Consider the following 24754-nt stretch of genomic DNA (forward strand, 5'->3'; position numbering starts at 1 on the left):
AAGTGTATTTTTGCAAGGCAATGAAATTTTTGGTATACATATTAGCAACATATATTTTATTCCTTGCAATTAAGCCGGGAATAGAAGCTATCTCATTGAAGACAGGGACAGAACAAGGTTGTTGTGGTGGAGAATGTTCCCCAGTTAAATCAAGCGACCATAATCAAAAGAAAGAAAACAGCGAGAAAAGCTGTAATCCTTTTCAAGTCTGTAGCTCTTGTCTTTTACAAGTCGCTTCAGTTCCTTTTTTTAAAATATTGTCTAAGCCCGAAATATCAACAAAACAATATTTCTTTTATAAATCTGTATTCTCTTCACAGTTTTCTTCTGATTTTTGGCAACCGCCAAAGTTTATTTAGCGTTCCTTTACAATAATAATGTTCCAAGCTATTTGGAACTTATTCGTATTTGTTAAATAAACTTAAAATCAAAAAAAATGAATTTCATAAAATTATTCGTTGTGGCATTGCTATTAACAGCCACAACGCAAATTGCGTTTGCACAAACATCTTGTTGCAAAGACTCTGATAATAAAAGTCAGTGTACAACAACCTGTTCAACCGATAGTATAAAAACTGCCTCTGTTAAAGTTAAGGGTGTTACCTGTTCAATGGACGTGAAAATGATTTCTTCCAACGTAGAAAAGTTAAATGGAGTTAGCAGTTGTAAATCGGGAAAACAAGGAACAACAACAACTTTTGATGTGAAATTCAATCCTGCATTGGTAACTGAAAAAGAAATTTTTGCAGTCATTGAAAGCACAGGAAGTTGTGAAAACCCCAAAGAAAAACCATATAAAGTAAAACAGTAAACATTACAGGGCAAAGCAAATTTACTAACATTGATAAATTTTCAATAAATATTTGGCAGCCCCCCCCCCCGATTGTACCTTTGCTACACAAAAAATCTATCATCATGGAAGCGAATTTGAAATTATGCATGGATGCCTGTTTAAAATGTGCATTTCAATGTAATCAGTGTTACAAAACTTGTCTAGAAAATAATAAAACTCAATATGCCCAAGATTGTATAAGCTCGTGTAGAGATTGTGCTGATATATGCGCTTTTACCGTGTCATTAATACAGCGAGGATCAGTATATGCTAAAGACCTAATAGCGGTTTGCGAAAAGGTTTGTAAGAAATGCTCGGAAATTTGTAATAGATCATGTTCTGTGGAAGCTGGTTGCAGCACTGAATGCCATGCCTGCATAACTGCTTGTAAGGAATGTGCTGAAGCGTGTGGAACAATGGTTAGGTTAATTAAAAACGGATAGAATGGGTATCGTCTCTAAAACATATAAAGTTAAAGGTTTGGATTGTGCCGATGAAGAGCGGTTGTTAAAGAACCGCTTTATTACCTTGAAAGGCATTAAGGATTTTAAGGTAAATATTGCCTCACAATCTATTTCAGTTGCGTACGATCCAAGCTTTTTGAATGAGAAACAGATCATATCAAATGTTGCTTCAACTGGAATGTCTGTTATCGCTGCATCCTCAGATAAGGAAAAACCCTGGTACAAGCAGAAGCGGAGTATATTCCTGTTTATAAATATTACCCTTGCTGCTTTAGGCTTCGCTTTTGAGAAAGGCTTTCATAATGAAGTTATAGCGAAGACGCTTTACGCTTTAGCCATATTAATCGGGGGTTATTATCCGGCAAGGAATGCCCTAATTGCTTTTTGGTCGTTCACGCTTAACATCAATACACTTCTTGTTGTAGCTGCTCTCGGTGCTATCTTTTTAAATCTATGGGAAGAAGCAGCAGTCCTTGTAGCGATATTTTCTTTAGGAGAAGTTTTAGAAGCAATAGCAGTTGATAAAGCTCGTGGCTCGATTAGAGCGCTTATGGACTTAACCCCTCCCGTAGCAATGTTAGTTAGTGGTTTAGAAACACGCGAAGTACCAGTAGAACAGTTGAAGATTGGAGATATTATTTTGATAAAGCCCGGCGATAAAATCCCAATGGATGGCGAGGTTGTATCGGGCACATCAGCAGTTGATCAATCTTCAATAACTGGCGAAGCAATTCCGGTAGCTAAATCTGTTGGAGACAGCATATTTGCCGGAACTTTTAATCAAAGAGGGGCATTGGAAATAAGAGTAACAAAACTTTCTTCGGATACGACCATCGCTAAAATTATTCATTCTGTAGAAGAAGCACAGAATAAGAAATCTTCTTACCAGAATTTTGGCGAAAGATTTGGTCGTGTATTTACCCCATTGATGTTTGCTTTAGCCATATTAGTAGTTGTAATTCCACCTATATTCTTTGATGAACCTTTCAGGGAGTGGTTGTATAAAGGCTTAATCTTATTAGTAGTTTCCTGCTCATGTGGATTAGTCTTGTCTGTCCCGGTTACTGTTATTGCTGCAATTGGAAACGCTTCAAAGAATGGAATTTTGGTTAAAGGCGGCATTTATCTGGAAGCAATAAGTCGCATACAAGCGATTGCCTTTGATAAAACCGGAACGTTAACACAGGGTAAACCTGTAATTACTCATATTCAAACATTAGCTGTGATGCCAGAAATGGAATTGCTTCAGATTATAGCATCTATTGAAGCCAAGTCAGAACATCCATTGGCTACAGCTATTCTTACTTATACAAGTGAAAGGGGAATTATGCCACAACCAGTTTCTGACTTTGAAGCGTTAACGGGCTTAGGCGCTAAAGCTGCTTTTGATAATAAAACCTATTACATTGGTAGCCCCGGATTATTCAGGAACATCAATCTTGATATTACTTCTGTATCAGATACAGTAAGTAACCTTCAAAATTCAGGTAATACAGTTATGCTGATTAGCAGCGAGCATGAAGTAATTGGGCTGATAGCCGTAGCTGATAAGGTAAGACCAGAGGCTCGTGAGACCCTTAACAGACTTGAAAAGCTGGGTGTAAGACACTTGATCATGCTTACGGGTGATAATCACCGGACTGCTAAAGCAATTTCTAAAGAAATAGGACTGAAAGAATTTCAGGCTGAATTATTGCCCGATGATAAGGTTACATCAATTCAGGAACTGCAACGGAAGTATGGGAAAGTGGCAATGGTAGGCGATGGTGTAAACGATGCTCCGTCATTAGCGTTAGCTGATGCAGGGATTGCTATGGGAGGTATCGGCACTGATGTAGCTTTGGAAACTGGAGATATTGTTTTAATGGGCGACGGTCTTAAAAAACTACCCTCTGCCATTTTATTGGGGAGAAAGACTATCAGTAATGTAAAGCAAAATATTATAGCCTCATTGGTTGTTGTAGTGTTTTTAATTATCGGGGCTATAGCTGGCTACATAAATCTTTATTCAGGTATTGTATTAAATGAATTGAGTGCCTTAATTGTTATAGCTAACGGATTGCGGTTGTACAGAATTAAAATTTAATAGTATGTTATCACGTAAAGAGAAAAGTGTCTTGAAAAAACAGCTAAATGCCATACAAGGGCAATTGAAAGCCATTGAGAAAATGGTTGAAAAAGACCGGGATGTAGAAGAAATATTTATTCAATGTAAAGCTGTGGAAGGCATTATTCAGAAAGCAATATACGGTGTAATGGATGAGTTGTTGCGAAAAAAGTTTGCAGAGGTTCTTGTAAAAGCAGTTAATGATTGTCCCGGCGAATGTCCAAATTGCGATAACATTGAAGTACTCAAAAAGCAGTTTGCTAACATGAGCTTGAAAGAAGTTCATAAGTATCTGTTTAAGCTTAATCCGGTATTGAGAAGTAAAAATATTGATAATTAAGATGTTGCACATTAACTTAATCCCATTTCACTTTTCTTGTTAAGAATCGTATATTTACCATTTTATGAAATTCACTGCTTACATATTTTCTTTATACATCTTTTTCCTGATTACGGCTCCGGGGGTAAAAGCTATGTACGCAGGATTAAGTAAACAAGAGCAAAAGGTGGATTGTTGCAATAACTGTAGCTCCCATAAAGAAGAGGGTTCTTCTCAGAAAGAAAAAAGTTCTTCTGAAAATAATACATCATCTGATAATTGCAACCCATTTGAAGCTTGTAATGGTTGCATTGGGTACACAGTTAACCTTTCCCCAGTTAGCATATCTATTCCTCCTCCGTTTTACGCTGATAAGCCTTTGGGTATAGTGCAAGACAAATTCTCTTCCAATTTTTCTTTTGATTTCTGGCAACCGCCAAGATTAAGTTAATATATACTGTTTAATGTGCATTCGCACTTTTTATTATTCCCGGAGTCTAATGCTTCGGTGATCGGTTATTCATTAATTTAAATTTATTCAAAATGAAATCAAAATATTTCAAAGCCATGCTATGTGCATGCGTTACATTCTTTGCTGTAAGCATAACAGGATATTCTCAAACCCCAGGTTCACAAGAACAAACATCATCGCTTAAAGATACAACGGTAACTGTTAAGGTAACAGGTATTACTTGTAATGGAGATCTTGCCATGATTGCCGACCATGTTAAAAAGCTAAATGGTGTCACAAGCTGTAAACAAGTTGGTAAAGCTTCCACGGCAAGTAGTTTTGAGATCATATACGATCCATCAAAAACTACTTATTCAAGCCTGGTGAAAGCAGTTGAAGCTACTCCAAGCTGCGATTACCCTGATAAGCGGCCCTACAAGGTGAAATCTAAAAATTAATTATTAACAATGTGGCAGAGGTGCAGGTTTTCATACCTGCACCTGAAAGCCTGTTTAAAACCATTTCAGATGAAAAAGTTAATTATTTTCATGTGCCTGTTGCTGTTTTCCGTTCAAGTTCAGGCTCAAAATAGCAGCTTGTCCAATGTTTTATTAAGAAAGCTTGATGGAAGTAAGATTTATGCTTCGGAATTGGGCAATCATGACAAACCCTTTATCATAAGCTTTTGGGCTACATGGTGTAAATTCTGCCTTTCGGAATTAAATACAATCTCCCCTATATACAGCCAATGGCAGAAAGAAACAGGAGTAAAACTGATCGCGGTTTCTACTGACCGTGAACCTAAAGATGGATTTGTTAGAAGGTTTGTTCAAAAGCGTAAATGGCCATACGAAATTTATATAGACAGCCAAAAAAGTCTGTCTCAGCATTTTAAGATACAGGACATCCCACATACAATTATAGTTGATAGTACGGGGCATATTCTGTGGCAAAAAATAGGATTTAATCCTGGCGATGAAGCAGAAATCATCCAAGCGTACCGACAAATAACCACCCCAAAATCAAATAATATTAAATATGAATAAGCTAATTATATTCCTTGTTTTTTTATTTCCGTGTGCTTTATCGGCTCAAACCATAAAAGGCAAGGTAACTGATAACAATAATAATCCGCTGTCTGGTGCTAATGTTTATTGGCTAGGCACAACCAAAGGCACATTAACGAGCGACAAAGGGGAATTTGAAATATCACTCGAAGACATTTCTGATAAGAAACTGATTGCAAGTTATGTGGGATATTCGGCCGACACGATTGAGATTAACAATCAAACATTTGTTGAGTTCATATTAGAGGAAGCCCACACTCTTGATGAAATCATAATTTCACGACAACGTGACGGAGTAATTATTTCGAATATTAAGCCGATTAAAACTGAACAGATTACTCAAACGGAACTTGCAAAAGCCGCTTGTTGCGATTTAGCAGGTTGCTTTGAAACACAAACAACCGTACAACCGCAAACAACTAATGTAATAACAAACTCAAAAGAGCTTCGCATTTTGGGTTTGTCGGGCGTTTACAACCAAGTTTTGATTGACGGTTTTCCGATGATACAAGGTTTGGCATATACTTATGGTATAAGCAGTATTCCGGGTACATTGGTTGATAATATTTATGTTTCCAAAGGAGCAAACAGCGTTATTCAGGGTTATGAAAGCATAAGCGGACAAATTAATGTAGAAACAAAAGACCCTGATAATACAGACAAATTGTTGCTCAACCTGTATATGAATAATTTTATGGAAAAGCATTTAAACGCCAACTATGCTTTCAAACAAGGCAAGTGGAGCAATCTTACAGCTTTTCATACAGTACAACCCGCTAATAAAATTGACAGGGATAAAGATGGTTTTTTAGATTTACCATTGCTCACTCGCTATATGATTTTTAACAAATGGAAGTATGGTAATGAAAAAGATTGGGGTTGGAACAGTAGAATTGGTTTACGCTTCTTTAATGAACAACGAATTGGCGGACAAACCTCTTTCAATGCAAAAAGTGACAAAGGAAGCACTAATGTTTATGGTCAATCAGTAAATATCAACCAGCCTGAAATTTGGACTAAAACAGGATATCGCTTTAACGATAAACACAATATTGTATTTTTTGCTTCGGCATTTCATCAGGGACAAAATTCGTATTTCGGAACGGTAAAATACAACGCTCAACAAACCAATTTTTATGGTAATATTCAGTATGAGTTAAATTACGACCGAAATGATTTAAAAGCAGGTATTAGTTATCGTCATTTGAATTTGAATGAAGACATAGGCTTTACCGATACTTTTTTACATCGAACTTATGCCGGAAAATATCAGAGATTAGAAAATATTCCCGGACTGTTTGTTGAAAATACAATGAGGTTTTTTGATGACAAGCTAACTTGGATTGCAGGAGTTCGTAGCGACCATCACAACCAGTTTGGCTTTCAGTTTACGCCACGAACACTTGTAAAGTATGACATAACACCAAAAACCATTATTCGAGCAAATGTTGGTACTGGTTGGCGAACAGTAAACTTGTTTAGCGAAAACATCGGATTACTTGTAAGTTCAAGGGATATCATTTTTGCAGAACAACTACAACCGGAAAAAGCTGTAAATCTTGGACTTAATCTTACTCAAAAGTTTGATTTGAAAGACGGAGATTTATCCGGTTATTTTAGTGCCGATTATTACAGAACCAATTTTCAAAATCAAATCTTCCCTGATTATGATACTGATCCTACAAAAGCAATCATTAAAAACTTTACCGGAACAAGTGTTAGTAACGGGTTCCAGGCGGAGTTATATTTAAAAATATGGAAGAGGTTTGAATTTAAAACAGGATATAATTACTTAGATGTTTACCGCGAAGTTGGAAAAGCAAAACAGCTTTTGCCTTTCAATCCAAAGCATAAGGTAATTACAACATTTAGCTATAAGCCTATGTCAAATAAGTTTCATTTTGATATGAATGTACATTGGTTTGGCAAACAACGTTTACCTGATACCAAAACAAATCCAGTAGAATTTCAGCGACCTGATTTTTCAGAACCATACACAATCGTAAATGCGCAGTTTACCTACAACTTCAAGAAATTTGAAGTGTACGCAGGTTGTGAGAATATTTTTGACTTCCGACAAAACCAACCGATAATAAGTTGGCAAAATCCGTTCAGTCCATACTTTGACACATCTTCCGTTTGGGGTCCAACAAGAGGTCGGGAAATGTATATTGGAGTAAGATTTAGAATAGAGAATTAGGAACTATATGAAATAAATTACTATATACATTTATGATTAATAATCATCAAATACTAAAAAGCGTTCAGTTTTCTGAACAAACGACTATTCTTTTATGAATAGTCGTTTGTTCAATATTTGATATTTAGCTACGAATGCTCTTCTTCGTAAGCAAAGATAAAACAGACTTACTGTATGGATAAATTTTATAAGAAAACACTGTATGAGCTGGAAACAACAATCCACGAATTAGAAATTGAAACCGAATATCCAATCCAAAGAATAGAGGCTGTAATAGTTCTTATTGTAAATTCTTTGTCTAAGTTAAAGGAGTTCGTCTTAAAAAAGGGATTTAAGAATATTGATGAAGAAATCCTATTTTTTAAATGTCAGAAACCTATTATCGTTGCAAAGCTCATTTATTATAATGCCATTTATAAAATTGAAACGAAAAAGCCCTATGGAGCAAAACCTATTAGAAAATTCCTTGATGAAGAATTGAACAAGCTCAAAAGGTTCTTTGACAACAACCTTGAATTTTATAAATACTATCGGACAAATAACTCTTTTATTGATGACAAGCTATTTGTAAGGGACAAGTACGATATAAAACTAAGTTTAGACACCTACTATTTTGAGGCTGACCATCGCTTTTCCACTTCCCACGATTACAAAGTAGCAAAAATTATTGCCAATGATTTGATACAGGACTACCTCGAAGACCAACTATCAAAAACAGCCACAAGCGACAAACCGACAACCCTGCATTGGACAGGTAGCAAGACCGCTTTAACCGAATTGATTTATGCACTACATTCACAAGGCATATTCAATAACGCCAATGCAGATATTAAACCTATCGTCAAAGTCTTTGAAAGCACTTTTAATGTTGATTTGGGAGATTTCTATCACACGTTTTTAGAACTCAAATCCCGAAAAATGAACAGAACTAAATTCCTTGACAGCCTTAAAGAAAGCCTTATCAAAAAAATGGACGAGCAGGACGGTAGGTAGGGTTTGCTATATCTGTACAGCGTAAAAAGGGTTTAATAAAAGCCCTTTTTTCTTGTCCTGTTTTACCAAGTGTAATAATCGGATATTAAAATCCTTTGTATGGTTTTGAGAATAATAAATTTTGTATATTTGCTGTGAGCTAACGGAAACGTGTTGAAAAGCAAAGCAATAAGCACCGTTACCAAATCGTTACTTGACTATCTTTGATAACCCACATAAGAGCCTTGTATTCAACCGAAAAGGCTTTTTCCTGAAAACTTTAAAATAAAAAAACCTTCCGTTATTTCCCTTCTTCTTCCAGGTAATTGAGATCTTTTGAAAAAGTCTCCTGCATGCCTCTGATTGCCCAAAAAGCTAACAGCAGACACAACAAGCCCACACAGATACCGGCATAGATCAGATTGTCAAATGAAGTATAGAGAAACTGAAACAATATCGTCAGAGGTACAACCGCCCCTCTCACAAAGTTAGGCACTGTAGTCGTAACTGTGGCGCGGATATTGGTACCGAATTGCTCTGCTGCAATGGTCATAAAGATTACCCAATAGCCTACCGAAAGCCCAAGGAAAAAGCAAATAAAGTAGAATGCTGTCACAGACAATCCTGTCAGCGAGAAATAAGCTGAAACACTTATAACTGCCAACGAAAGGAATACATACACGACTTTTTTACGGCTTTTGAGTATCTGGCTGAGAAATCCGCTCAGGATATCACCTACTACCAACCCTCCGTAACAACAGGCTACAGCAGCACCTGCACTTACCTCTCCCTGTACGCCAAGCACTTTACCAAACTCTGGTGATAAGGTAATCAGAATCCCTACCACAAACCATAACGGGACGCCTATAATTATACATTTCAGATACTTCAAAAAGCGTCCGGCATCTTTAAACAGAGACAAAAAATCACCTCTCGAAGCGTGTTTCTGATGGAGTGTCTTGGCAAACATTGCAGATTCTCTGACACCTATGCGCAGTGCCAGTAAAGAAAGTCCCAATCCTCCACCGATAAAATAACATACTTCCCAGGAGAAGAACTGTGCTACAAAATACGCAACTACCGCTCCGCTGACTCCGACCGAAGCAACAATTGTGGTCGCCAGCCCTCTTTTTTCTTTAGGCATAATTTCCGTGACAAGGGTAATACCCGCTCCTAATTCGCCGGCCAGACCTATTCCTGCAACTAAACGCCACAAACTGTACCCTTCAATTGTCGTTACAAAACCATTGGCAATATTTGCGATGGAGTACAGACAGATTGACCCAAATAATACAGACAGGCGGCCCTTCTTATCACCCAGAATACCCCAGAAAATACCACCTACCAACATACCCACCATCTGTATATTTAAAAGAAATATTCCATGACTGGTCAGTTGTTCTCCGCTATACCCTAATGCCTGCAGGCTGGGAACACGGACAATGCTGAAAAGCAGCAGGTCATATATATCTACAAAATAACCCAACGCTGCCACAATCACAGCAGCGTTAAGTATTTTTGGATTATCCACAGTAGCGGATGGACTACTCATTACATTCATAATAAAGGCTTTATAATTGGTTATATACTTAAACTAAAGTTTGATGAATCTGCCAGAGTGCACGCGGAGCATGGAAGCACCCTTTCCATTTCCCCCCTTTTAGAGGAAGCAGGACTTCTCCTCTTCTGTTGAGATAGCCGTACCATTCCCCGTATTCGGCATCTCTGAATTTCTCCCAGCTGTAATCATGTAATTTCACAAACCAGGCTTTCGCACGCTCGTCTCCGGTCAGCTTCCAGGCTTTGGCCATACATACCAGAGCTTCCAGATGTACCCACCAGAGTTTTTGATCCCATTCCAATTGCTGTGGAGGATGTCCCTCACTATCCAGAAAATAAAATATGCCTTCATACTCTTTATCCCAGCCATATTCCAATGCTTTCAGCGCAATTTCCAATGCTTTATTGATAAGGGAACGATCTCCTTTCCGAACGGCCAGATCCATAATAAACCACATGGCTTCTAATGTATGTCCGGGATTGAGCAACCGGCCTTCAAAACTATTGCTGAAGCTACCGTCCGGATTGACATTTTCAAAAATAATGCCCCGCTCTTCATTATAAAACACTTCCATTACCTCATGAATGATCTCATCCAGCAATTGTTCCACGACTTGCTTATCTAACAACTCTTCCATTTCCAAAGCCAGATTACTCAGGATCATGGGAAGGGAAAAGTTACGCAAGTCCCGTGTTCCAGGATATATTTTATTGTATACGCCTTTGGTATCGGATCTCCTCTTCAGTATCTGCTCAAATGTCTGTTTGGCGATAGCACTGTATGTCGTATTTCCGGTAGCCTTATGCAGTGCGCTGAATCCCATCGTTGCAAAACAATCCGAAAAGATATTATAAGGTTGCACGAGTGGTTTCCCTTCTCTATTGAGTGAAAAATACCAGTTCCCTTCTACGTCTCTTCCATATTGTTCCATAAATGCAGCACCGTGAAGAGCAATATCCAGCCATTCCTGTTTTTGTTCACAATGCTGGTAAAGGAATGAAAACATCCACACCTGACGTCCCTGCAACCACATAAATTTGTCCTGATCAAAGACGTTACCCTGCCGATCCAGACATGTGAAATACCCTCCGCACTCCCGGTCTATGGAATATTTTTCCCAAAACGGAATCACCTGTTCTAATAATTCATTCTTATATATATCACTGTATATCTTCATAATATATTGTATCTGCTTAAAATCCTAATGTATTGATGTATTCCTTATATCTGTTGTATAAATGTCCTGCCTGCAGATAAGCCGACTGTGGACTCATAAAATGTGAAAATTCAAATGTTATTGCTTTATCGTAGCCAGCAGCATGAGCAGCTTCGAGCTTTAATCTCAGCTTATCAAACTTGATCGGCAGAAATTTGATCGGCATATCCCGGTCAAAGGATTCAGCATTGGTCCAGCACTCCAGTCCGTAGCGATCAGCAAGTTTCTTATTGATCTCAAAGAATGCCGGGAGCTCATGATAATCAATATGTCCATCCTGAAAAGCGACTGCATCTATCGCTCCGGAGATTCCATCAAAGATTTCACCCCACTCCTGCTCATGTTCCTTGACAGACACAGCATCTTCTTTACTAAGGGATGCGCTGGAAGCCATGACTGCTTTTTTGCCATCTATCCAGGGAGAAATAAATGTCGGCAGACCATTGCTTACATCTTTACACTGTTTTCCCAGAGTATAGAAAGCCTCTGTGGCACCTTTTGTTCTTCGGCTTATCTCTGTACTGATATACCATCCGCCAAAACTTTTATAATGCCCGTACTTCTGCCATACTTCATCAATCACAAACCTGTTGGCATCGATTTCAAACTGCAGATTTCCGGTATCCCAATACACACCGCTGTCATAGAGCCCGAAGTAAAATTTCATTTCATACTTGTCAGCGAGAGTAAGATACAGCTCTACCAGGTCCATAGAAGGACGATAACAACCGTGCTTGCTCATCAGGTATTCTGACGGATAAGTAATAAAATTACGGTATCCGCTGCGGATCATAATCACCGTATCAATACCTACGGCTTTCATATATGCAAAATCCCTGTCCCATTCTTCCGCACCCCAGTTCTGATGCGGAATATCATGCGATATTTCGTCGATAAATGTCCCTGTAATCTTCACTTGATTCTGTTTTTTTATAGTAAGGTTAGCTAATATTATAAATACTTGTTACGCTTCAGAAAATCAACCCATTTCACATAGGCCGCAGGTTTCAGATGTATGCCATCGTTGGTGAACTCAGGCAACAAATTGCCCTGACCATCATTGAATAAAGAATACAATTCAATAAACGGCACATTGTACTGTGCAGCCAATGCTTTGATCCGCTTGTTCAATTCGATAATGAGATGACCTTTGTTTTTGATGTAATCTGCTTTCAGTATTGCATCATTTACAGGCAATACACTCTGTACATACAGTATAGTTTTAGGACTTCCCTTTTTGAAGCGCTGAATAATCTTTTCATAATTGGCTGCCGTCACGTCTACAGGCAGATTGCGTGAGATGTCGTTGACACCGATCAACAAGAATACTTTCTTAGGTTTGGCATCTATGACAGGCTGTATTCTGGCTAATACTCCAAACGTATTATCTCCCCCGATACCTCTGTTGACAACGGGTTTTCCACTCAGTAGTTCATGCCACATTCCTCTCTCGGTAATACTGTTACCCAGAAAGACAATTGCTGAATGCGGAATCTGAAGAGAATTGAATAATTCCATTCGTCCCTGATAATACGTGTTGTTATAACTGGAGTCAATTTTTTGTGCCTGTACATGTATGCTGCACAGCACAGCTATCAATGCGATTAAATTCTTATGCATGGTTATAAATATTTCTTGGTTTTCAGGTAGTCGATCCATTGTATATAAGCTTCTGCCCGGAGATGTATCCCATCTGTTGTCAGCTCTTGTTTCAGGCGTCCCTCCTTGTCGCTGAATATAGCCTGATGGACATCTATAAACGGAACCTTATATTGCTGACACAGCATTTTGATCTTTTCGTTGAGCAGTACTACCTTTTGATTGGTCACACGCTGGTAACCATCTGTAAACATAGATTCGCGAACCGGCAGTACACTCTGAATCAGCAATTTTGTTTTCGGGGATTCTTTACGCACTCTTTTAATAATCCTTTCTATATTCTTTACTGTATATTCCGGAGGAATACCTCTTTTAACATCGTTAATTCCTACTGTCATAAAGATTTTTTTCGGGTGAAGAGCAGTAACAGAAGACAACCTGTTCAATATACCGTACGTCACATCTCCGCTGATACCTCTGTTGATAATATGAGGTACCTGTGCGATTTCATACCATTGACCTGCTTCTGTGATACTGTTCCCCAGAAAGACAATAGCATTCTTCACTTTAGGCAACTGATCGTAATAGTCCTGGCGCTTCTGATAATAACTGTTTGCATAGCTACTGTCTATTACTGCTTCCTGTGCAAATAATCCTGTTATCATCTGCAGACACAGGATCAGGATCATATAAATACGCTTCTTCTCCATATGCTATTTATCTGCTTCAGGGAGTTTATTCCACCAGAATTTTTTCAACAGAATACTGGTAAGAATCAGCACCGCACACCAGATCACCATCTTGGTATTTTCTCTTACCATAAAGTATATCGGGATAACGACCTGTGCCATCTGCCATACAATACCGATCACAACATTGAACATATCTCTCTTGAATCCGCTGTTGGAGACAAAAGAAGGATCTTCCATTTCGACCTCTTTCTTTATAGGACCCCAAAAACCCCAGGGCTTTGTTTTCTTATAGAATTCTTTGACTGTTTCACGATTTTCCAGAGGCTTGAGGTAAGTCCCGATAATACATCCCAGAAGGGAGAAAAGGAAAATAATCGGGAAGATATAAATATCGACAATCTCCGGAAACAGAAATAATTTGAGCGTAGAAGCTATAAGGCCGAAAAGCATACCCCAGAAATAACCGTCTCCGGAGAAACGCCACCAAACCCATTTCAGCACGTTCGCAGCCACATAACCTCCATATAATGCAGAAGTAATCCAGAGTGTAATCTTATTGAGTGAAGCTGCATTGAAACCAAATATAATACCGATAATAACCAGCAACACTGAGGATATAATACTCAGGCGTATATACTTTGCATTGGAGGCATTGGGATTTACATACTTTTTATAGATATCGTTGACAATGTATGCCGGGGCAGCATTGACAAATGCGGAGAACGTCCCCATGAAAGCGGAAAGGAATCCGGCAAGGATCAATCCTTTAAGCCCTATCGGTACAAAGCGGTTGACGGCTTCGGGAAGCACTTTTTCGAAATCAATATTGGCTCCCATCTGCCCCATTTCCGGCCCAAGATATACCAGTCCCAACACGGCGAATGATGCCACCATCAGATAACGGGGTATATACATCACAAAGATGGAACTCACACTCATCTTTGCTGCATCGGATGGGGTACGTGAAGACAATACACGCTGCATATCGTAGCTCGGTACAGGTCCTGCAATCGAGGCAAATATTCCCTTGAATACCATCATCATAAACAAAGCTCCAAACATCCCGAATCCGTCGGATAGTATTTTATCATTTGCATTGGGGACCTGTGTCTTGCTCCAGTCCAGATCAAGTGTCCAGCCAAATGACATATCAAGCCATCCGTCCGGTATGGCTGCACGGATCTGCTCAGCAGTCACAGCATTATATGCAATATACCCTATGGCAAAACAAGCCAGCGTCATAATAAAAAACTGCAGTACCTCCGTCGCTACGACACTGTACATACCACCCTTGACTGTATATAAGGTTGTCAGCGCACAGATAATCAATGCATATGACCGGGCCGATGACAGATGATAGCCGAGTATATCCACACTCAGATCCCATGGAAGAATAGAAGTACAAAATTTACCGATGCCCTCAAAGAAATAGGCGATAAAACCGATCACACTGATCACCGCAAATGCCACAATGATAATATGTGACAACTTGGAACCTTTGCCGTCACCAAAACGAAAAGTAATCCATTGTGCCCCTGTCATTACCCCCGACCGGCGCATCCATATGGCCAGATAAACAAAGACAAAAACCTGATTCCAGACCGGCCACAGCCAGGGAATCCAGGCACTCTTGAGTCCGTAAATGAAAAGTATACTGACGGTCCACATCGTACCGGATGTATCAAACATTCCGGACGCGTTACTCAGCCCCAGGTAATACCATTTCATCGTATTGCCCCCTAAAAAATAAGATTGCAGATCTTTAGATGCTTTTGTAGAGATATAAAATCCCAATCCTATTATACCAATGATATAAACAAATATGATGCTTATATCGACTAAACTTAGACTCATTGATTAAACGATATGATTATAAAATTTGATAAACTATGATTTCCAGAACCACTTTTTTTCTGTGGTCCAGATGGTAAATAATGCGACAATACCTGTAAAAATAACGCCTCTCAATGTACCGTCTCCCAATCCGTGATTCAACCGGTTGAGGTATTCCTCCAGTCCGGAAAGACGCAATACCGGAATCAGCAGTAAGTTGCCCGCAGTGTAGGCTACCATTGGATTTTTACCGACTGAAGCCAGTATCCGGGTGATCCTGCTGAATAATCCGTAGACTTCCAGTACATACAGGGAGGACATTGTGAAAAAGGCTAGTCCAGAACACACGAAGTAATAACTGTATGTGGAAAAATCTTTCTTGATCCCTCCTTCATACGACTCCAGCAACAGACCCAGCAACAGCAGATAACTTCCAGTATACACAAGTCTGGATATAATATTGACCGTTCCGATCTTGCGGATCAGATATACGGCTGTGAACATCAATACCACAGACAAGAAAAAGTTGAGAACCAGCTCCCTGCTGTACAGAAGAATTACATTGCCCAACAATAACAGAAACCCTATCATTCCTACCATCAGATAAGAAGATTTGCAGGTTTTCCAATCCGACGGTGACTTCTGTTCTGCAATGATCCATTCCCCAACCAGTGTAGCCGGCAGAATAATAAACAGATATTTGAGGTAGTAAAACTTATACAACCAGTCGGCCGGAGTCCAGTTGTAGAGGTAATAATTGATAGATCCTTCGTTTTTAGATGCCAGGAATACAGCCATTATCAACGGGAGAACTCCCATCCTGATCCAGATATTTTTCGCAGTCAGCCACCATATTAATGTCCCGAAAAGGGCCATGTTGGCCAGTACCAGAATAATAATATCCGGATTGTGGATATTGAATGATTTGTCCTGATCCTTACCCCAAAATACGATTGCTGCACAGGCCAGATAAGATATAATTTTTACTATCCAGTCATTGCGTTTTCCAATCTTCTGTTCCAGATCAACATAGATCAGAAACAAGAGAGCAAATGACAATATTGACAGTACATATTCCTTTATGCCGGGGCTGTCGCTAAGCACCCATGCCCTTGCATGCATCGTGAATAAAGCAAAGAACACTAACAGTATAAACCGCTTAGCTATGGAGAGCAAAATCTGCCATGAGGATAACCTGGTCAACTTATTCTGCATAGACAGCGGAATCGCTGCTCCCATTGAAAACAGGAAGAAAGGAAATACCAGATCCACCCAGGTAATACCAGCAATTGCCGGATTAAACTGATGATCGGGTGGCGGCACCTGTGCATGATACATCCAGCCCGGCATGACTCCAAAGGCAATGCTCGCGGACAGGACCATCAGAAGAATAGCAATTCCACGTAAGGTATCCAGACTATTATTTCTTTTGACCTGCATGTTATGGATTCACTTTAATATCAAATTGTTTTACAGCCGTCTCTTCTCCTTTGTAATTCACATTCTGCGCAACGAATGTTACTTTATATGTACCCGGAGCTGTGAATTTGTAGGTCAGGCGTTGCGGCATCGGATCTATCATAGCTTTCTGAACCAATGGTTTATCCGGTTTGACACTCGTTGGTGCAAACGGAGCCGTGATCACCCAATGAATATGCGGTTCCAGTGTACTGTTGGGTGTAAAGAACAGATACGGATCTGAAGAGCTGATGGTCCAGTAGCTGGCCTTGTTGACACCTGTCAGCACAGGGACAATCTTCCATCCTGCTGTGCGCACAGTGGCCAGTACAGCACGTGTGCCCTCCGGTGTCCTAGTGGCCAGATCAAATACAGGCAGTCTCCATGATCTTCCGCCCGTAGCGGCAGAGGTAGCCGCCTGACTTTCATACCGGTAAGCAAAATAGATAGGCTTACCCGGTACCAGTAAAGAAGAAAGGTCTGCAGGACCGGATGCTGTAGTCGTGGCAGCGATACCGTTAGGAACAGCTGCTGTAGACCAGGTAAATTTATCACTGATATCTGTCCACTCTTCCTCCTTGATCCCTGCTGCCGAATAATTTCCGGAGAATGCTGTCGAATACATCAGTTTCACATTCTTCTCCTGCGAACCGTATAATACACGTGAGGCTATGGAGAGTTCCATGCTCAATCCCTCCATTTCGGTACGATCCCGGTACTGGTATTCACGTCCCTTTTCTCCCGAATAGAAAGATATCACATCTGCATATCCGGTATAGGTAAAGGTCACCGAATCCTGCAGACCTATTTCCATACGGTCAGGATTAGCCTCGAAAGATACTTTTTGAGGAATATCTTTCTGACAGGAATTCATATAAAAAATGCTAAGTATAGCTATTGTATTGATCCAAATCTTTTTCATTGTCGTTATCATTACTTACCAACCATTATTTTGTTTAGCCTTTTTGTTCATCTGGATCTCCCGTGACGGAACAGCCAGCAATGTATCCCGCGGCGAGATATTATCTCCGTGACGGGAGGCATATGCATAAGTAGCAGATGTACCTGTTGCAGTACTCTTGATATGAACAGCAACATTTTTCATGGTGCTGATGTAATCCCCCCAGCGTACCAGATCAAATCTTCTCAAGCCTTCATAGCCCAGCTCTAATGCACGTTCTCTCCGTACAGCCAGACGAAACGCTACTTTATCAAGAGTTTCATTGGTTTTCAGATCCGCATTGACTGTCGCGCGCGGATCTAAGGTAGCTGTGGCAGTCGCTCCTGTTCCGTTTCCGGCAATGATTACATTCGGTACAGAAGTGAATCCCTGCCCGGGATTGAGAAGCATTATACTTGTCACTTTCCCTGCAGATATTACAGCTCTCGCCTCTGCATCGTAACCTCCGCCACCCACAATATTGACCTGTGGCTCCTGTGTATATCCTGTTCCGCCGTTATCGACAGTCACATAGTACACGCCATTGCCCAAAGTTTTACCATATGCTCTTCGTCTTACCTGATTCACATATTCAACAGCCTGACTTTGTGGCCCATTGATCTCATTATCAGCTTCGGCATACATCAGCAGGACATCAGAATATCTTAATAAAGGAAAGTTGATGGTAGTGGTACCGTTAAATTTAGGATCAGTAGGTTCATATTCTCTTCTCCACTTTGCATCCATCCGGTTGTATATCTGTGTGCCGTTGTAGCCGGCTTTCAGATTACCGGAGTAGTAATACGATCCGATTGTCCAGTCTCTCCGCATATCGGGAGAAAGGATCTGACTTACCCCATTGATCGTCATCGGATAATTTTCAAACATATTAAAGTAATACGGAATCGCATGCTTTGCACCATAGCTGAATCCCCATGGTGTGGTAGCAGAAGCAGCTATACCATTGATGGAACCAAGTGAACCCTCTTCATTCTGTGTACCATTGTACCGGTTAAATTCAACTTCCCACATGGATTCCTTCACATCATAAGTTCCTTTACTCATGTTCTTGAAAACCTCTCTAAAATCCGGGTTCAATGCATTTCCTCCTCCGAGGATTACTTTTTCCGCCCATTTTTTTGCTTCCGCATAGCGGGACTGATCATGCAAAGGGGCTCCGCCCATTTTGAGATTGACACGTGCAAGAATACCCCATACCGTTTGTTTGGTAACCCGTCCTGCATGTCCGTAAGCAGAGGCAGGATTGACCATATCTGCCGCCTTTTCCATATCTGCAACAATCATCTTATACACCTCGCTGTAGGGTGTAAACTCCAGGTCATTATCCGTCACTGAAGAGGTTGCGGTAGTACGTACAGGGATATTACCCCAATAGTTGGTCAATATAAAGTAGTAGTATGCTCTTAAGAATAAAGCCTGCCCTTCAATTGCTTTTCTTTTGGTAGCATCCATATCTACGCGGTCAATATTATCAAGTAAGGTATTAGCCCTGTTGATTCCCGTATAGAGATAATTCCACAGGTCTGTAACTTTTGTATCGGAAGGGTTGTAATTAAATAAGGCAAGATCCTGTGTCCAGGAAGAAAGTGCGACAAAACTATCGTCAGCGATATCAAGTTCAAAATAGATTGTACGACCGTATGTTCCGGATTTGGCGAGAATATCATATACTCCCGTCAGTGCCATTTCTGCCTCGGCCTCATTCCGGAAGAAATTCTGAGGAGCAACAGTACTGGTCGGCAATATTTCCAGAAATTTGTTGCAGGATGTCAATGCAGCTGCTCCAATGACTAAAGATATCAGTATTTTTTTCATAATTATATGCTGTTATAATCCTTTTAAAATGTTGTATTCAATCCCACAGTTATCGTTCTGGCTCTAGGGTAAGCAGAGAAGTCAAACCCCGGAGTCAGGGCTGATCTTCTCACGGAGACTTCCGGATCATATCCTGAATATTTAGTCCATGTCACGAGATTCTGTGCAGAAGCATATATCCGCAGTGTCTTCAGTTTGATTCCCTGCAAAAACTCCTTTTTGAAATTATAACCCAGCGCTAGTGTCTTCAGCCTCAGAAATGAACCGTCTTCCACCACCCGTGTTGAATATGCTTTGGAAGCATTTCCTTTGATCGCTGCCACACCTGGGATATCTGAATCCGGATTTTCCGGAGTCCATCGGTCCGCATAGGTAGCCCATTGGTTATAACCATACTTATAGGCTGACTCAAAGACAATACGATTGGCATTCAGAATATCATTGCCGTATGACCATTGCAAGAAGACATTCAGGTCAAAACCTTTATATGAAAAGTTATTGGAGAAACCTCCGATGTGGATTGGATTAGGATTACCGATCACTGTCTTATCTGCTTCGTTGATAATATAATCCCCGTTCAGATCACGGTATTTGATGTCTCCCGGCTGAACAGAAGTACCTGAAGCATTATTAGAGGTGACATTGTCTTTCAGGACATAGTTATCACCTACTTTATTAAAATCATCATACTTATATACTCCCTCATAGATATACCCGTAGAACATACCGATAGGCTCTCCTATCTTGGCCACATATCCCGGAATATTTTTCCAGTCATCACCCCATCCCTGACTGGTCAGCAAATAGTTCTGATTTTCAGCCAGCGACAATACTTTATTTCTGTTAAAAGCAATATTAAAGGACGTATTCCAGCTAAAGTCCTTTTTGACAACAGGTGAATAGCTAAGGGTTATTTCCAGTCCTCTGTTACCCACTTTACCGATATTCTTGATAGATCTGTAATATCCGGTATTCGGAGACATATCGGCATTCAGCAACAGATTGGATGTTTTCTTATCATATACATCTACTTCTACGGAAAGCTTATCTTTGAACAATCCCAGATTATATCCGATATCAATCTGACTGGTTGACTCCCATTTCAGATTCGGATTTCCGATACTTATATTTGCCAGTCCATTGGAGTAACCTCCGCCAAATGTATATCCCGGAAAATTATTGTAGAAATTACCGGCATCTGTATTGACAGCAGCCATAGCCGGGTAAGCAGCAAAATTGCTGACAGCATTGTTACCGGTCACTCCCCATGACACGCGAAGTTTGGAGGTTGAAATTGCCGGAACAGATTTAAGCCACTCCTCTTTATCCATCTGCCATGCCGCTGCCGCTGAAGGAAAATAACCCCAGATATTGTCTCCAAGGAAACGGGAAGAACCGTCCACACGTAAGGTAGTCGTAAAAATAAAACGATCCAGCAGCTTATAGTTTAATCTTCCCATAAAGGAAGCTAATGCCCATTCAGAAGAGCCTGCTCCTACCGCATTAGGGATTCCTTCTCCCAGACCATTCAGGCCCAGACTTTCATTTGGCAGAAGAATAGCACTTCCATTGAACAGTCTGCTTTTGCCGGATTCGGCAGAGAAACCGACCATCAGATCGAAGTAATGATTCTTATTTAATCTCCGTGCATAGGTCAGGGTATTGGCATTTTGCCAGCCTGAACTCATAAAGATAGATTTGGAACCGCTGACCGCAAAGTTGGAAATAAAACCGGATCTTGAAAACCGTCCGTTGAAGACATCATATTCACGCTGACCCTGATTGTAACCACCAGCCAGACGAAGTTTCAGATATTTATTGATTTCGTATTCCAGGTAAGCATTTGTATTCAGACTACCCCCATAGTTTTCCCGCAGCTCATTCCGGGCTGTCAGTATAGGATTGAAGGTATTATTATTTCCCTGCTCAACTTCAGGATCTACCGGCTCATTGATCAGGTCTAATGTGGGATCAATAGACAACGGTCTGAATGACCATACACTGAAAAGCATATTCGTCTCATTGACATAACCGGATGCTGAAGTCGGTGTACCGAAGGTTTTGATGTAAGAATAACTGGCATTCATGCCCACTTTCAGCTTGTCGTTGACCTGCTGATCCAGCACCATCTTACCCAGTATGCGTTTGAAACCCGAATTGATGAGTACACCATCCTGTCCGGTGTACGACAATGTAGTAGAATACTTGGTTTTGTCGGTTCCTCCTGCTATGTTAAAATAGTGATTCTGCATCGGTGCGACGCGAGTAATCTCATCTTCCCAGTTGATTCCCTTTACTGTACGGTAATAATCAAGGTTGCGGCCATCCTGAAAATACAAAGTTCTGGTACGAACAGAGTCAATCTCATTTTGCAGACGCACAAACTCGTAAGGGTCCAGGGATTGTAGTCTTTTATTATTTTCCTGCAGCCCGTAGTATGTATTAAATGTCAATACAGGTTTTCCTACCTTCCCTCTTTTGGTCGTAACAATAATAACTCCATTGGCTCCTCGTGCTCCGTAGATAGCAGTAGCCGAAGCATCTTTCAGCACATCGATAGATTCGATATCTCCCGGATCAATGGTATTTATGGGGTTGATAGACTGGTCTCCTGCACTTTCAAATGGAAAACCATCTATTACGAACAGGGGAAAGTTACTTTGTGTGATCGAGTTATTTCCACGAATAGTAATGTCAATACTCGATCCCGGCTGTCCTTCTGCTGAACTTACCTGCACTCCCGCCACACGTCCGGCAAGTGCTTCATCAAATGTTTTGACCGGCGCTTTCTGCAGATCTTCGATCTTTACCGACCCTACAGATCCGGTCAGGTCCTTCCGTTGAGCAGTACCATATCCGATGATGACTACTTCATCCATCTGTGAGGTCGCTACTGCAAGGGATACCTGCAGCTGTGTACGATCACCCAGAGCGACGATCTTGCCTTCATAGCCCACATAACTAAATGTCAGGGATTTGTCCGAGGGTTTCACAGCAATACTAAAATTACCTTTTCCATCGGAAAACGTTTGTTTCTGAGATTCTACCACGCTCACAGACACACCTGCCAAAGGTTTCCCGTCCTGATCACGGACGGTTCCCTGTACCTGCCGGGTTTGACTACTGGCCGTGTGTGATGAAAAAATCAACAGAATCATTAATGTAAGGATACGCCACACAGGACTTCCCTTCCATCTACTAATCTCATTCATGTTGTTCATAGCATTATTTAGGTTGTTTATAAAATGTTGGTTACTCGGTTTATTCGATAGCTCCTCCATAGTGGAGCTCAATTGTTTTCATTGGGTAAAATCTCTTTTACACTTTAGGTTGACCGCAATTTTTATTTCAGCCGGCCCTGAAAGTCAATATTTTGTACAAATGGATTCAGATACTGATCGATAAGTACCGCCACCTCGGCACGCGTCAGATACCTGTTGCCTTTGTATGCTTTTATAATTTCTTCTTTCTCCTTTTTCGGATCAACACGCTGAATCAGTGTAGCCAAAAAATCAATTTCCAGATCTTTACCGGAAGCCTGTACATCCCGCAGCTGTGGATAATAGGTTCTTAATCCTTCGGTCAGATCATATTCACTGATACGGTGTTCCGGATAAAACCAGGTCTGGTTGGCCCACTTATAGGCGATTCCTTTTCCCTTAAGTATGCCGGTTGCGCCTATACGCTGCACCGCTTCAAAATAGCTATCCTGTGGCTTGACATCTATAAAAGGCAGCAGATAAGCGTCATGATCAAGCAAAGTCTGCTGAACGGTTCTTACCTCCAGATTCTGAGGACTGCGGTCTTCTTTTACTGCAAGAGCTGCCAGAGCACCGGCCGCCTGCCCTATACCCAATACCACCGGTTGAAGACGTGTAGCTCCCGCGACGATATTACTTACACTGATACTCTTCTCTGCAACAATAAAATTATCTACACCTGCAGGAATAAGAGCGCCCAGAGGCACATTGTAAGAAGGTACTTTGATTTTTACAAAATCTATTTTCGGAGCCTCCGGATTTTTCAGATGGTGGTGATCTATGGTATAGTCACCTACAATACCGCCTGTTCTGTATAATGGTATTTCCTGTTCATAGGGCTTCTGTACATAAGGCAGTGTCAACGCTGCAATTCCTGCTACCCTTCTGGATTCCCGATGATATGGAATGAAAGGCAGCTTATCCGCTGTATCAAACTCATCATCTGCCAGTCCCAGATGTTTAAATCCAAGTACAGTCTGCAGGTGGTATATAAAACGCAAGGTATGGTCCTTTGCTTCCTGCAAAGCCTTCTTACGTTCTTCCGGAGATTTCTCGATTATATTCAGATAAATATCATTACCGTCCTTTGGCCAGTTGATCATGTATTTCCCGTTCGGAAGTTTTCCGTACGTGATCATTTGTGAACAGTCAATCTTAGGGGTATTATCATGTGAAGCGGGATCTGCGACATCACAGGCATGTTCAAATACCTTTGGATCATACCCCTTTGGTTTCCTGATCGTCTTGTCTGCCCCCGGTCCGTAATCTTTCAGCACCGCTACATAAGTCAGGTCTTGGATAATATCGTTTGCTTTTTCGGGAGCATATTCCTCTTTTGTATCCTGACGGCTATCCATACCGATCTTATAAGATGCTCCCACTGCAGGCAGCAGGTCTCCAAGTTCGGTTGCATCGATTACAACTCTGGCCGACACCTGTATTTTCTTCCCTTTCTTATCGACCTCGACTTCCCAGCCCTGTGCCGTTTTAGTTATTTTCTTCCATTGTGCAGAATACCACACTTCCACGTTCTTTTCTGCAGCAATCATGCTTTTCAGAATTTTATTCCCTACGGAAGGTTCAAACAGCGTATTGCTTACCCATCCTGTCTCTACAGCGGCAGGGCCTCCGTAATACTTATATAAATGACTTCTGAATTCGCCCCACAGTCCTGCCGGCATCTGATGATTGCCATCTATAGCAGAAACCCCGGCAGCCGTAAGCATTCCACCCAGCCATTGTGTTTCTTCAATAACCAGTGTCTTCACCCCAAGACGGGAGGCTTGTATAGCTGCCGTGGTACCACTGGCCCCTCCACCGACGATCAGCACATCGACACGGACAGGAGAAGCGCCCTCAGCATGAATTAAACAGGTAAAGAATAAGCTTATAAATACAAGGTAGATTTTCATTTTATCATAATATGGTTTACAGACCACTAATATA

The 24754-nt window shown here is 40.8% G+C and carries 20 protein-coding genes; 9 read left to right on the forward strand and 11 right to left on the reverse strand.

Annotation, left to right across the window (positions count from 1 at the left end):
* Positions 1-20: 20 nt before the first annotated feature.
* From I6J03_RS03290 to I6J03_RS03330, 9 genes are all read left to right on the forward strand, one after another.
* Positions 21-359, forward strand: a complete 339-nt coding sequence (locus tag I6J03_RS03290) for a hypothetical protein (RefSeq protein ID WP_003010383.1) — start codon at positions 21-23, stop codon at positions 357-359.
* Between the two features lie 77 nt (positions 360-436).
* Positions 437-811: a hypothetical protein gene (locus tag I6J03_RS03295; RefSeq protein ID WP_003010382.1), complete on the forward strand. Its 375-nt coding sequence runs from the start codon at positions 437-439 to the stop codon at positions 809-811.
* Between the two features lie 465 nt (positions 812-1276).
* Complete coding sequence (locus I6J03_RS03300; protein WP_201694143.1) at positions 1277-3382, forward strand: heavy metal translocating P-type ATPase; 2106 nt, start codon at positions 1277-1279, stop codon at positions 3380-3382.
* 4 nt (positions 3383-3386) lie between these two features.
* Positions 3387-3743 carry a metal-sensitive transcriptional regulator gene (locus tag I6J03_RS03305; RefSeq protein ID WP_003010376.1) on the forward strand — a complete coding sequence of 119 codons (357 nt, stop codon included), beginning with the start codon at positions 3387-3389 and terminating at the stop codon, positions 3741-3743.
* Between the two features lie 64 nt (positions 3744-3807).
* Positions 3808-4173: a hypothetical protein gene (locus I6J03_RS03310; protein WP_003010375.1), complete on the forward strand. Its 366-nt coding sequence runs from the start codon at positions 3808-3810 to the stop codon at positions 4171-4173.
* A 92-nt stretch (positions 4174-4265) separates the two neighbouring features.
* The gene (locus I6J03_RS03315; RefSeq protein ID WP_003010372.1) at positions 4266-4631 is read left to right on the forward strand and encodes a heavy-metal-associated domain-containing protein; all 366 of its coding nucleotides are present in this window, start codon (positions 4266-4268) and stop codon (positions 4629-4631) included.
* 69 nt (positions 4632-4700) lie between these two features.
* Complete coding sequence (locus tag I6J03_RS03320; RefSeq protein WP_003010370.1) at positions 4701-5219, forward strand: TlpA family protein disulfide reductase; 519 nt, start codon at positions 4701-4703, stop codon at positions 5217-5219.
* Positions 5212-7440: a TonB-dependent receptor gene (locus I6J03_RS03325; RefSeq protein ID WP_003010367.1), complete on the forward strand. Its 2229-nt coding sequence runs from the start codon at positions 5212-5214 to the stop codon at positions 7438-7440. Before I6J03_RS03320 ends, I6J03_RS03325 begins: the two co-directional genes overlap by 8 nt.
* 174 nt (positions 7441-7614) lie before the next feature.
* Positions 7615-8433, forward strand: coding sequence for an RteC domain-containing protein (locus I6J03_RS03330; protein WP_003010365.1), 819 nt, complete (start codon positions 7615-7617; stop codon positions 8431-8433).
* Positions 8434-8713: 280 nt separating this feature from the next.
* On the opposite strand, the gene I6J03_RS03335 is transcribed toward I6J03_RS03330, so the two are convergent.
* From I6J03_RS03335 to I6J03_RS03385, 11 genes are all read right to left on the reverse strand, one after another.
* Positions 8714-9973: an MFS transporter gene (locus I6J03_RS03335; protein WP_003010363.1), complete on the reverse strand. Its 1260-nt coding sequence runs from the start codon at positions 9971-9973 to the stop codon at positions 8714-8716.
* Between the two features lie 28 nt (positions 9974-10001).
* Positions 10002-11150 carry an AGE family epimerase/isomerase gene (locus I6J03_RS03340; RefSeq protein WP_003010361.1) on the reverse strand — a complete coding sequence of 383 codons (1149 nt, stop codon included), beginning with the start codon at positions 11148-11150 and terminating at the stop codon, positions 10002-10004.
* Positions 11151-11166: 16 nt separating this feature from the next.
* Positions 11167-12105, reverse strand: a complete 939-nt coding sequence (locus I6J03_RS03345) for a DUF4434 domain-containing protein (RefSeq protein ID WP_201694144.1) — start codon at positions 12103-12105, stop codon at positions 11167-11169.
* A gap of 35 nt (positions 12106-12140) precedes the next feature.
* Positions 12141-12809, reverse strand: coding sequence for a GDSL-type esterase/lipase family protein (locus I6J03_RS03350; RefSeq protein WP_003010354.1), 669 nt, complete (start codon positions 12807-12809; stop codon positions 12141-12143).
* Positions 12810-12811: 2 nt separating this feature from the next.
* The gene (locus I6J03_RS03355) at positions 12812-13498 is read right to left on the reverse strand and encodes a GDSL-type esterase/lipase family protein (protein WP_003010352.1); all 687 of its coding nucleotides are present in this window, start codon (positions 13496-13498) and stop codon (positions 12812-12814) included.
* 3 nt (positions 13499-13501) lie between these two features.
* Positions 13502-15334 carry a sodium:solute symporter family protein gene (locus tag I6J03_RS03360; RefSeq protein ID WP_003010350.1) on the reverse strand — a complete coding sequence of 611 codons (1833 nt, stop codon included), beginning with the start codon at positions 15332-15334 and terminating at the stop codon, positions 13502-13504.
* 33 nt (positions 15335-15367) lie between these two features.
* Positions 15368-16753 (reverse strand): DUF5009 domain-containing protein, encoded by a 1386-nt coding sequence (locus I6J03_RS03365; RefSeq protein ID WP_003010348.1) that lies wholly within the window; start codon positions 16751-16753, stop codon positions 15368-15370.
* Between the two features lies 1 nt (position 16754).
* Positions 16755-17693 (reverse strand): DUF5017 domain-containing protein, encoded by a 939-nt coding sequence (locus I6J03_RS03370; RefSeq protein WP_002993416.1) that lies wholly within the window; start codon positions 17691-17693, stop codon positions 16755-16757.
* A gap of 15 nt (positions 17694-17708) precedes the next feature.
* Positions 17709-19547 carry a RagB/SusD family nutrient uptake outer membrane protein gene (locus tag I6J03_RS03375; protein WP_003010346.1) on the reverse strand — a complete coding sequence of 613 codons (1839 nt, stop codon included), beginning with the start codon at positions 19545-19547 and terminating at the stop codon, positions 17709-17711.
* 23 nt (positions 19548-19570) lie between these two features.
* Positions 19571-22759, reverse strand: a complete 3189-nt coding sequence (locus I6J03_RS03380; RefSeq protein WP_232279801.1) for a SusC/RagA family TonB-linked outer membrane protein — start codon at positions 22757-22759, stop codon at positions 19571-19573.
* A gap of 131 nt (positions 22760-22890) precedes the next feature.
* Entirely contained in the window at positions 22891-24720 is a 1830-nt protein-coding gene (locus tag I6J03_RS03385; protein ID WP_003010342.1) for an FAD-dependent oxidoreductase, read from the reverse strand.
* Positions 24721-24754 lie beyond the last annotated feature (34 nt).

The sequence above is a fragment of the Sphingobacterium spiritivorum genome (assembly GCF_016724845.1).
GTDB classification, from domain to species: domain Bacteria; phylum Bacteroidota; class Bacteroidia; order Sphingobacteriales; family Sphingobacteriaceae; genus Sphingobacterium; species Sphingobacterium spiritivorum_A.

Excerpts from the sequence above, each read along its gene's own strand:
- I6J03_RS03290 (WP_003010383.1), top strand. The coding sequence starts at position 21 with ATGAAATTTTTGGTATACATATTAGCAACATATATTTTATTCCTTGCA.
- I6J03_RS03295 (WP_003010382.1), top strand. The coding sequence starts at position 437 with ATGAATTTCATAAAATTATTCGTTGTGGCATTGCTATTAACAGCCACA.
- I6J03_RS03300 (WP_201694143.1), top strand. The coding sequence starts at position 1,277 with ATGGGTATCGTCTCTAAAACATATAAAGTTAAAGGTTTGGATTGTGCC.
- I6J03_RS03305 (WP_003010376.1), top strand. The coding sequence starts at position 3,387 with ATGTTATCACGTAAAGAGAAAAGTGTCTTGAAAAAACAGCTAAATGCC.
- I6J03_RS03310 (WP_003010375.1), top strand. The coding sequence starts at position 3,808 with ATGAAATTCACTGCTTACATATTTTCTTTATACATCTTTTTCCTGATT.
- I6J03_RS03315 (WP_003010372.1), top strand. The coding sequence starts at position 4,266 with ATGAAATCAAAATATTTCAAAGCCATGCTATGTGCATGCGTTACATTC.
- I6J03_RS03320 (WP_003010370.1), top strand. The coding sequence starts at position 4,701 with ATGAAAAAGTTAATTATTTTCATGTGCCTGTTGCTGTTTTCCGTTCAA.
- I6J03_RS03325 (WP_003010367.1), top strand. The coding sequence starts at position 5,212 with ATGAATAAGCTAATTATATTCCTTGTTTTTTTATTTCCGTGTGCTTTA.
- I6J03_RS03330 (WP_003010365.1), top strand. The coding sequence starts at position 7,615 with ATGGATAAATTTTATAAGAAAACACTGTATGAGCTGGAAACAACAATC.
- I6J03_RS03335 (WP_003010363.1), bottom strand. The coding sequence starts at position 9,973 with ATGAATGTAATGAGTAGTCCATCCGCTACTGTGGATAATCCAAAAATA.
- I6J03_RS03340 (WP_003010361.1), bottom strand. The coding sequence starts at position 11,150 with ATGAAGATATACAGTGATATATATAAGAATGAATTATTAGAACAGGTG.
- I6J03_RS03350 (WP_003010354.1), bottom strand. The coding sequence starts at position 12,809 with ATGCATAAGAATTTAATCGCATTGATAGCTGTGCTGTGCAGCATACAT.
- I6J03_RS03355 (WP_003010352.1), bottom strand. The coding sequence starts at position 13,498 with ATGGAGAAGAAGCGTATTTATATGATCCTGATCCTGTGTCTGCAGATG.
- I6J03_RS03360 (WP_003010350.1), bottom strand. The coding sequence starts at position 15,334 with ATGAGTCTAAGTTTAGTCGATATAAGCATCATATTTGTTTATATCATT.
- I6J03_RS03365 (WP_003010348.1), bottom strand. The coding sequence starts at position 16,753 with ATGCAGGTCAAAAGAAATAATAGTCTGGATACCTTACGTGGAATTGCT.
- I6J03_RS03370 (WP_002993416.1), bottom strand. The coding sequence starts at position 17,693 with ATGAAAAAGATTTGGATCAATACAATAGCTATACTTAGCATTTTTTAT.
- I6J03_RS03375 (WP_003010346.1), bottom strand. The coding sequence starts at position 19,547 with ATGAAAAAAATACTGATATCTTTAGTCATTGGAGCAGCTGCATTGACA.
- I6J03_RS03380 (WP_232279801.1), bottom strand. The coding sequence starts at position 22,759 with ATGAATGAGATTAGTAGATGGAAGGGAAGTCCTGTGTGGCGTATCCTT.
- I6J03_RS03385 (WP_003010342.1), bottom strand. The coding sequence starts at position 24,720 with ATGAAAATCTACCTTGTATTTATAAGCTTATTCTTTACCTGTTTAATT.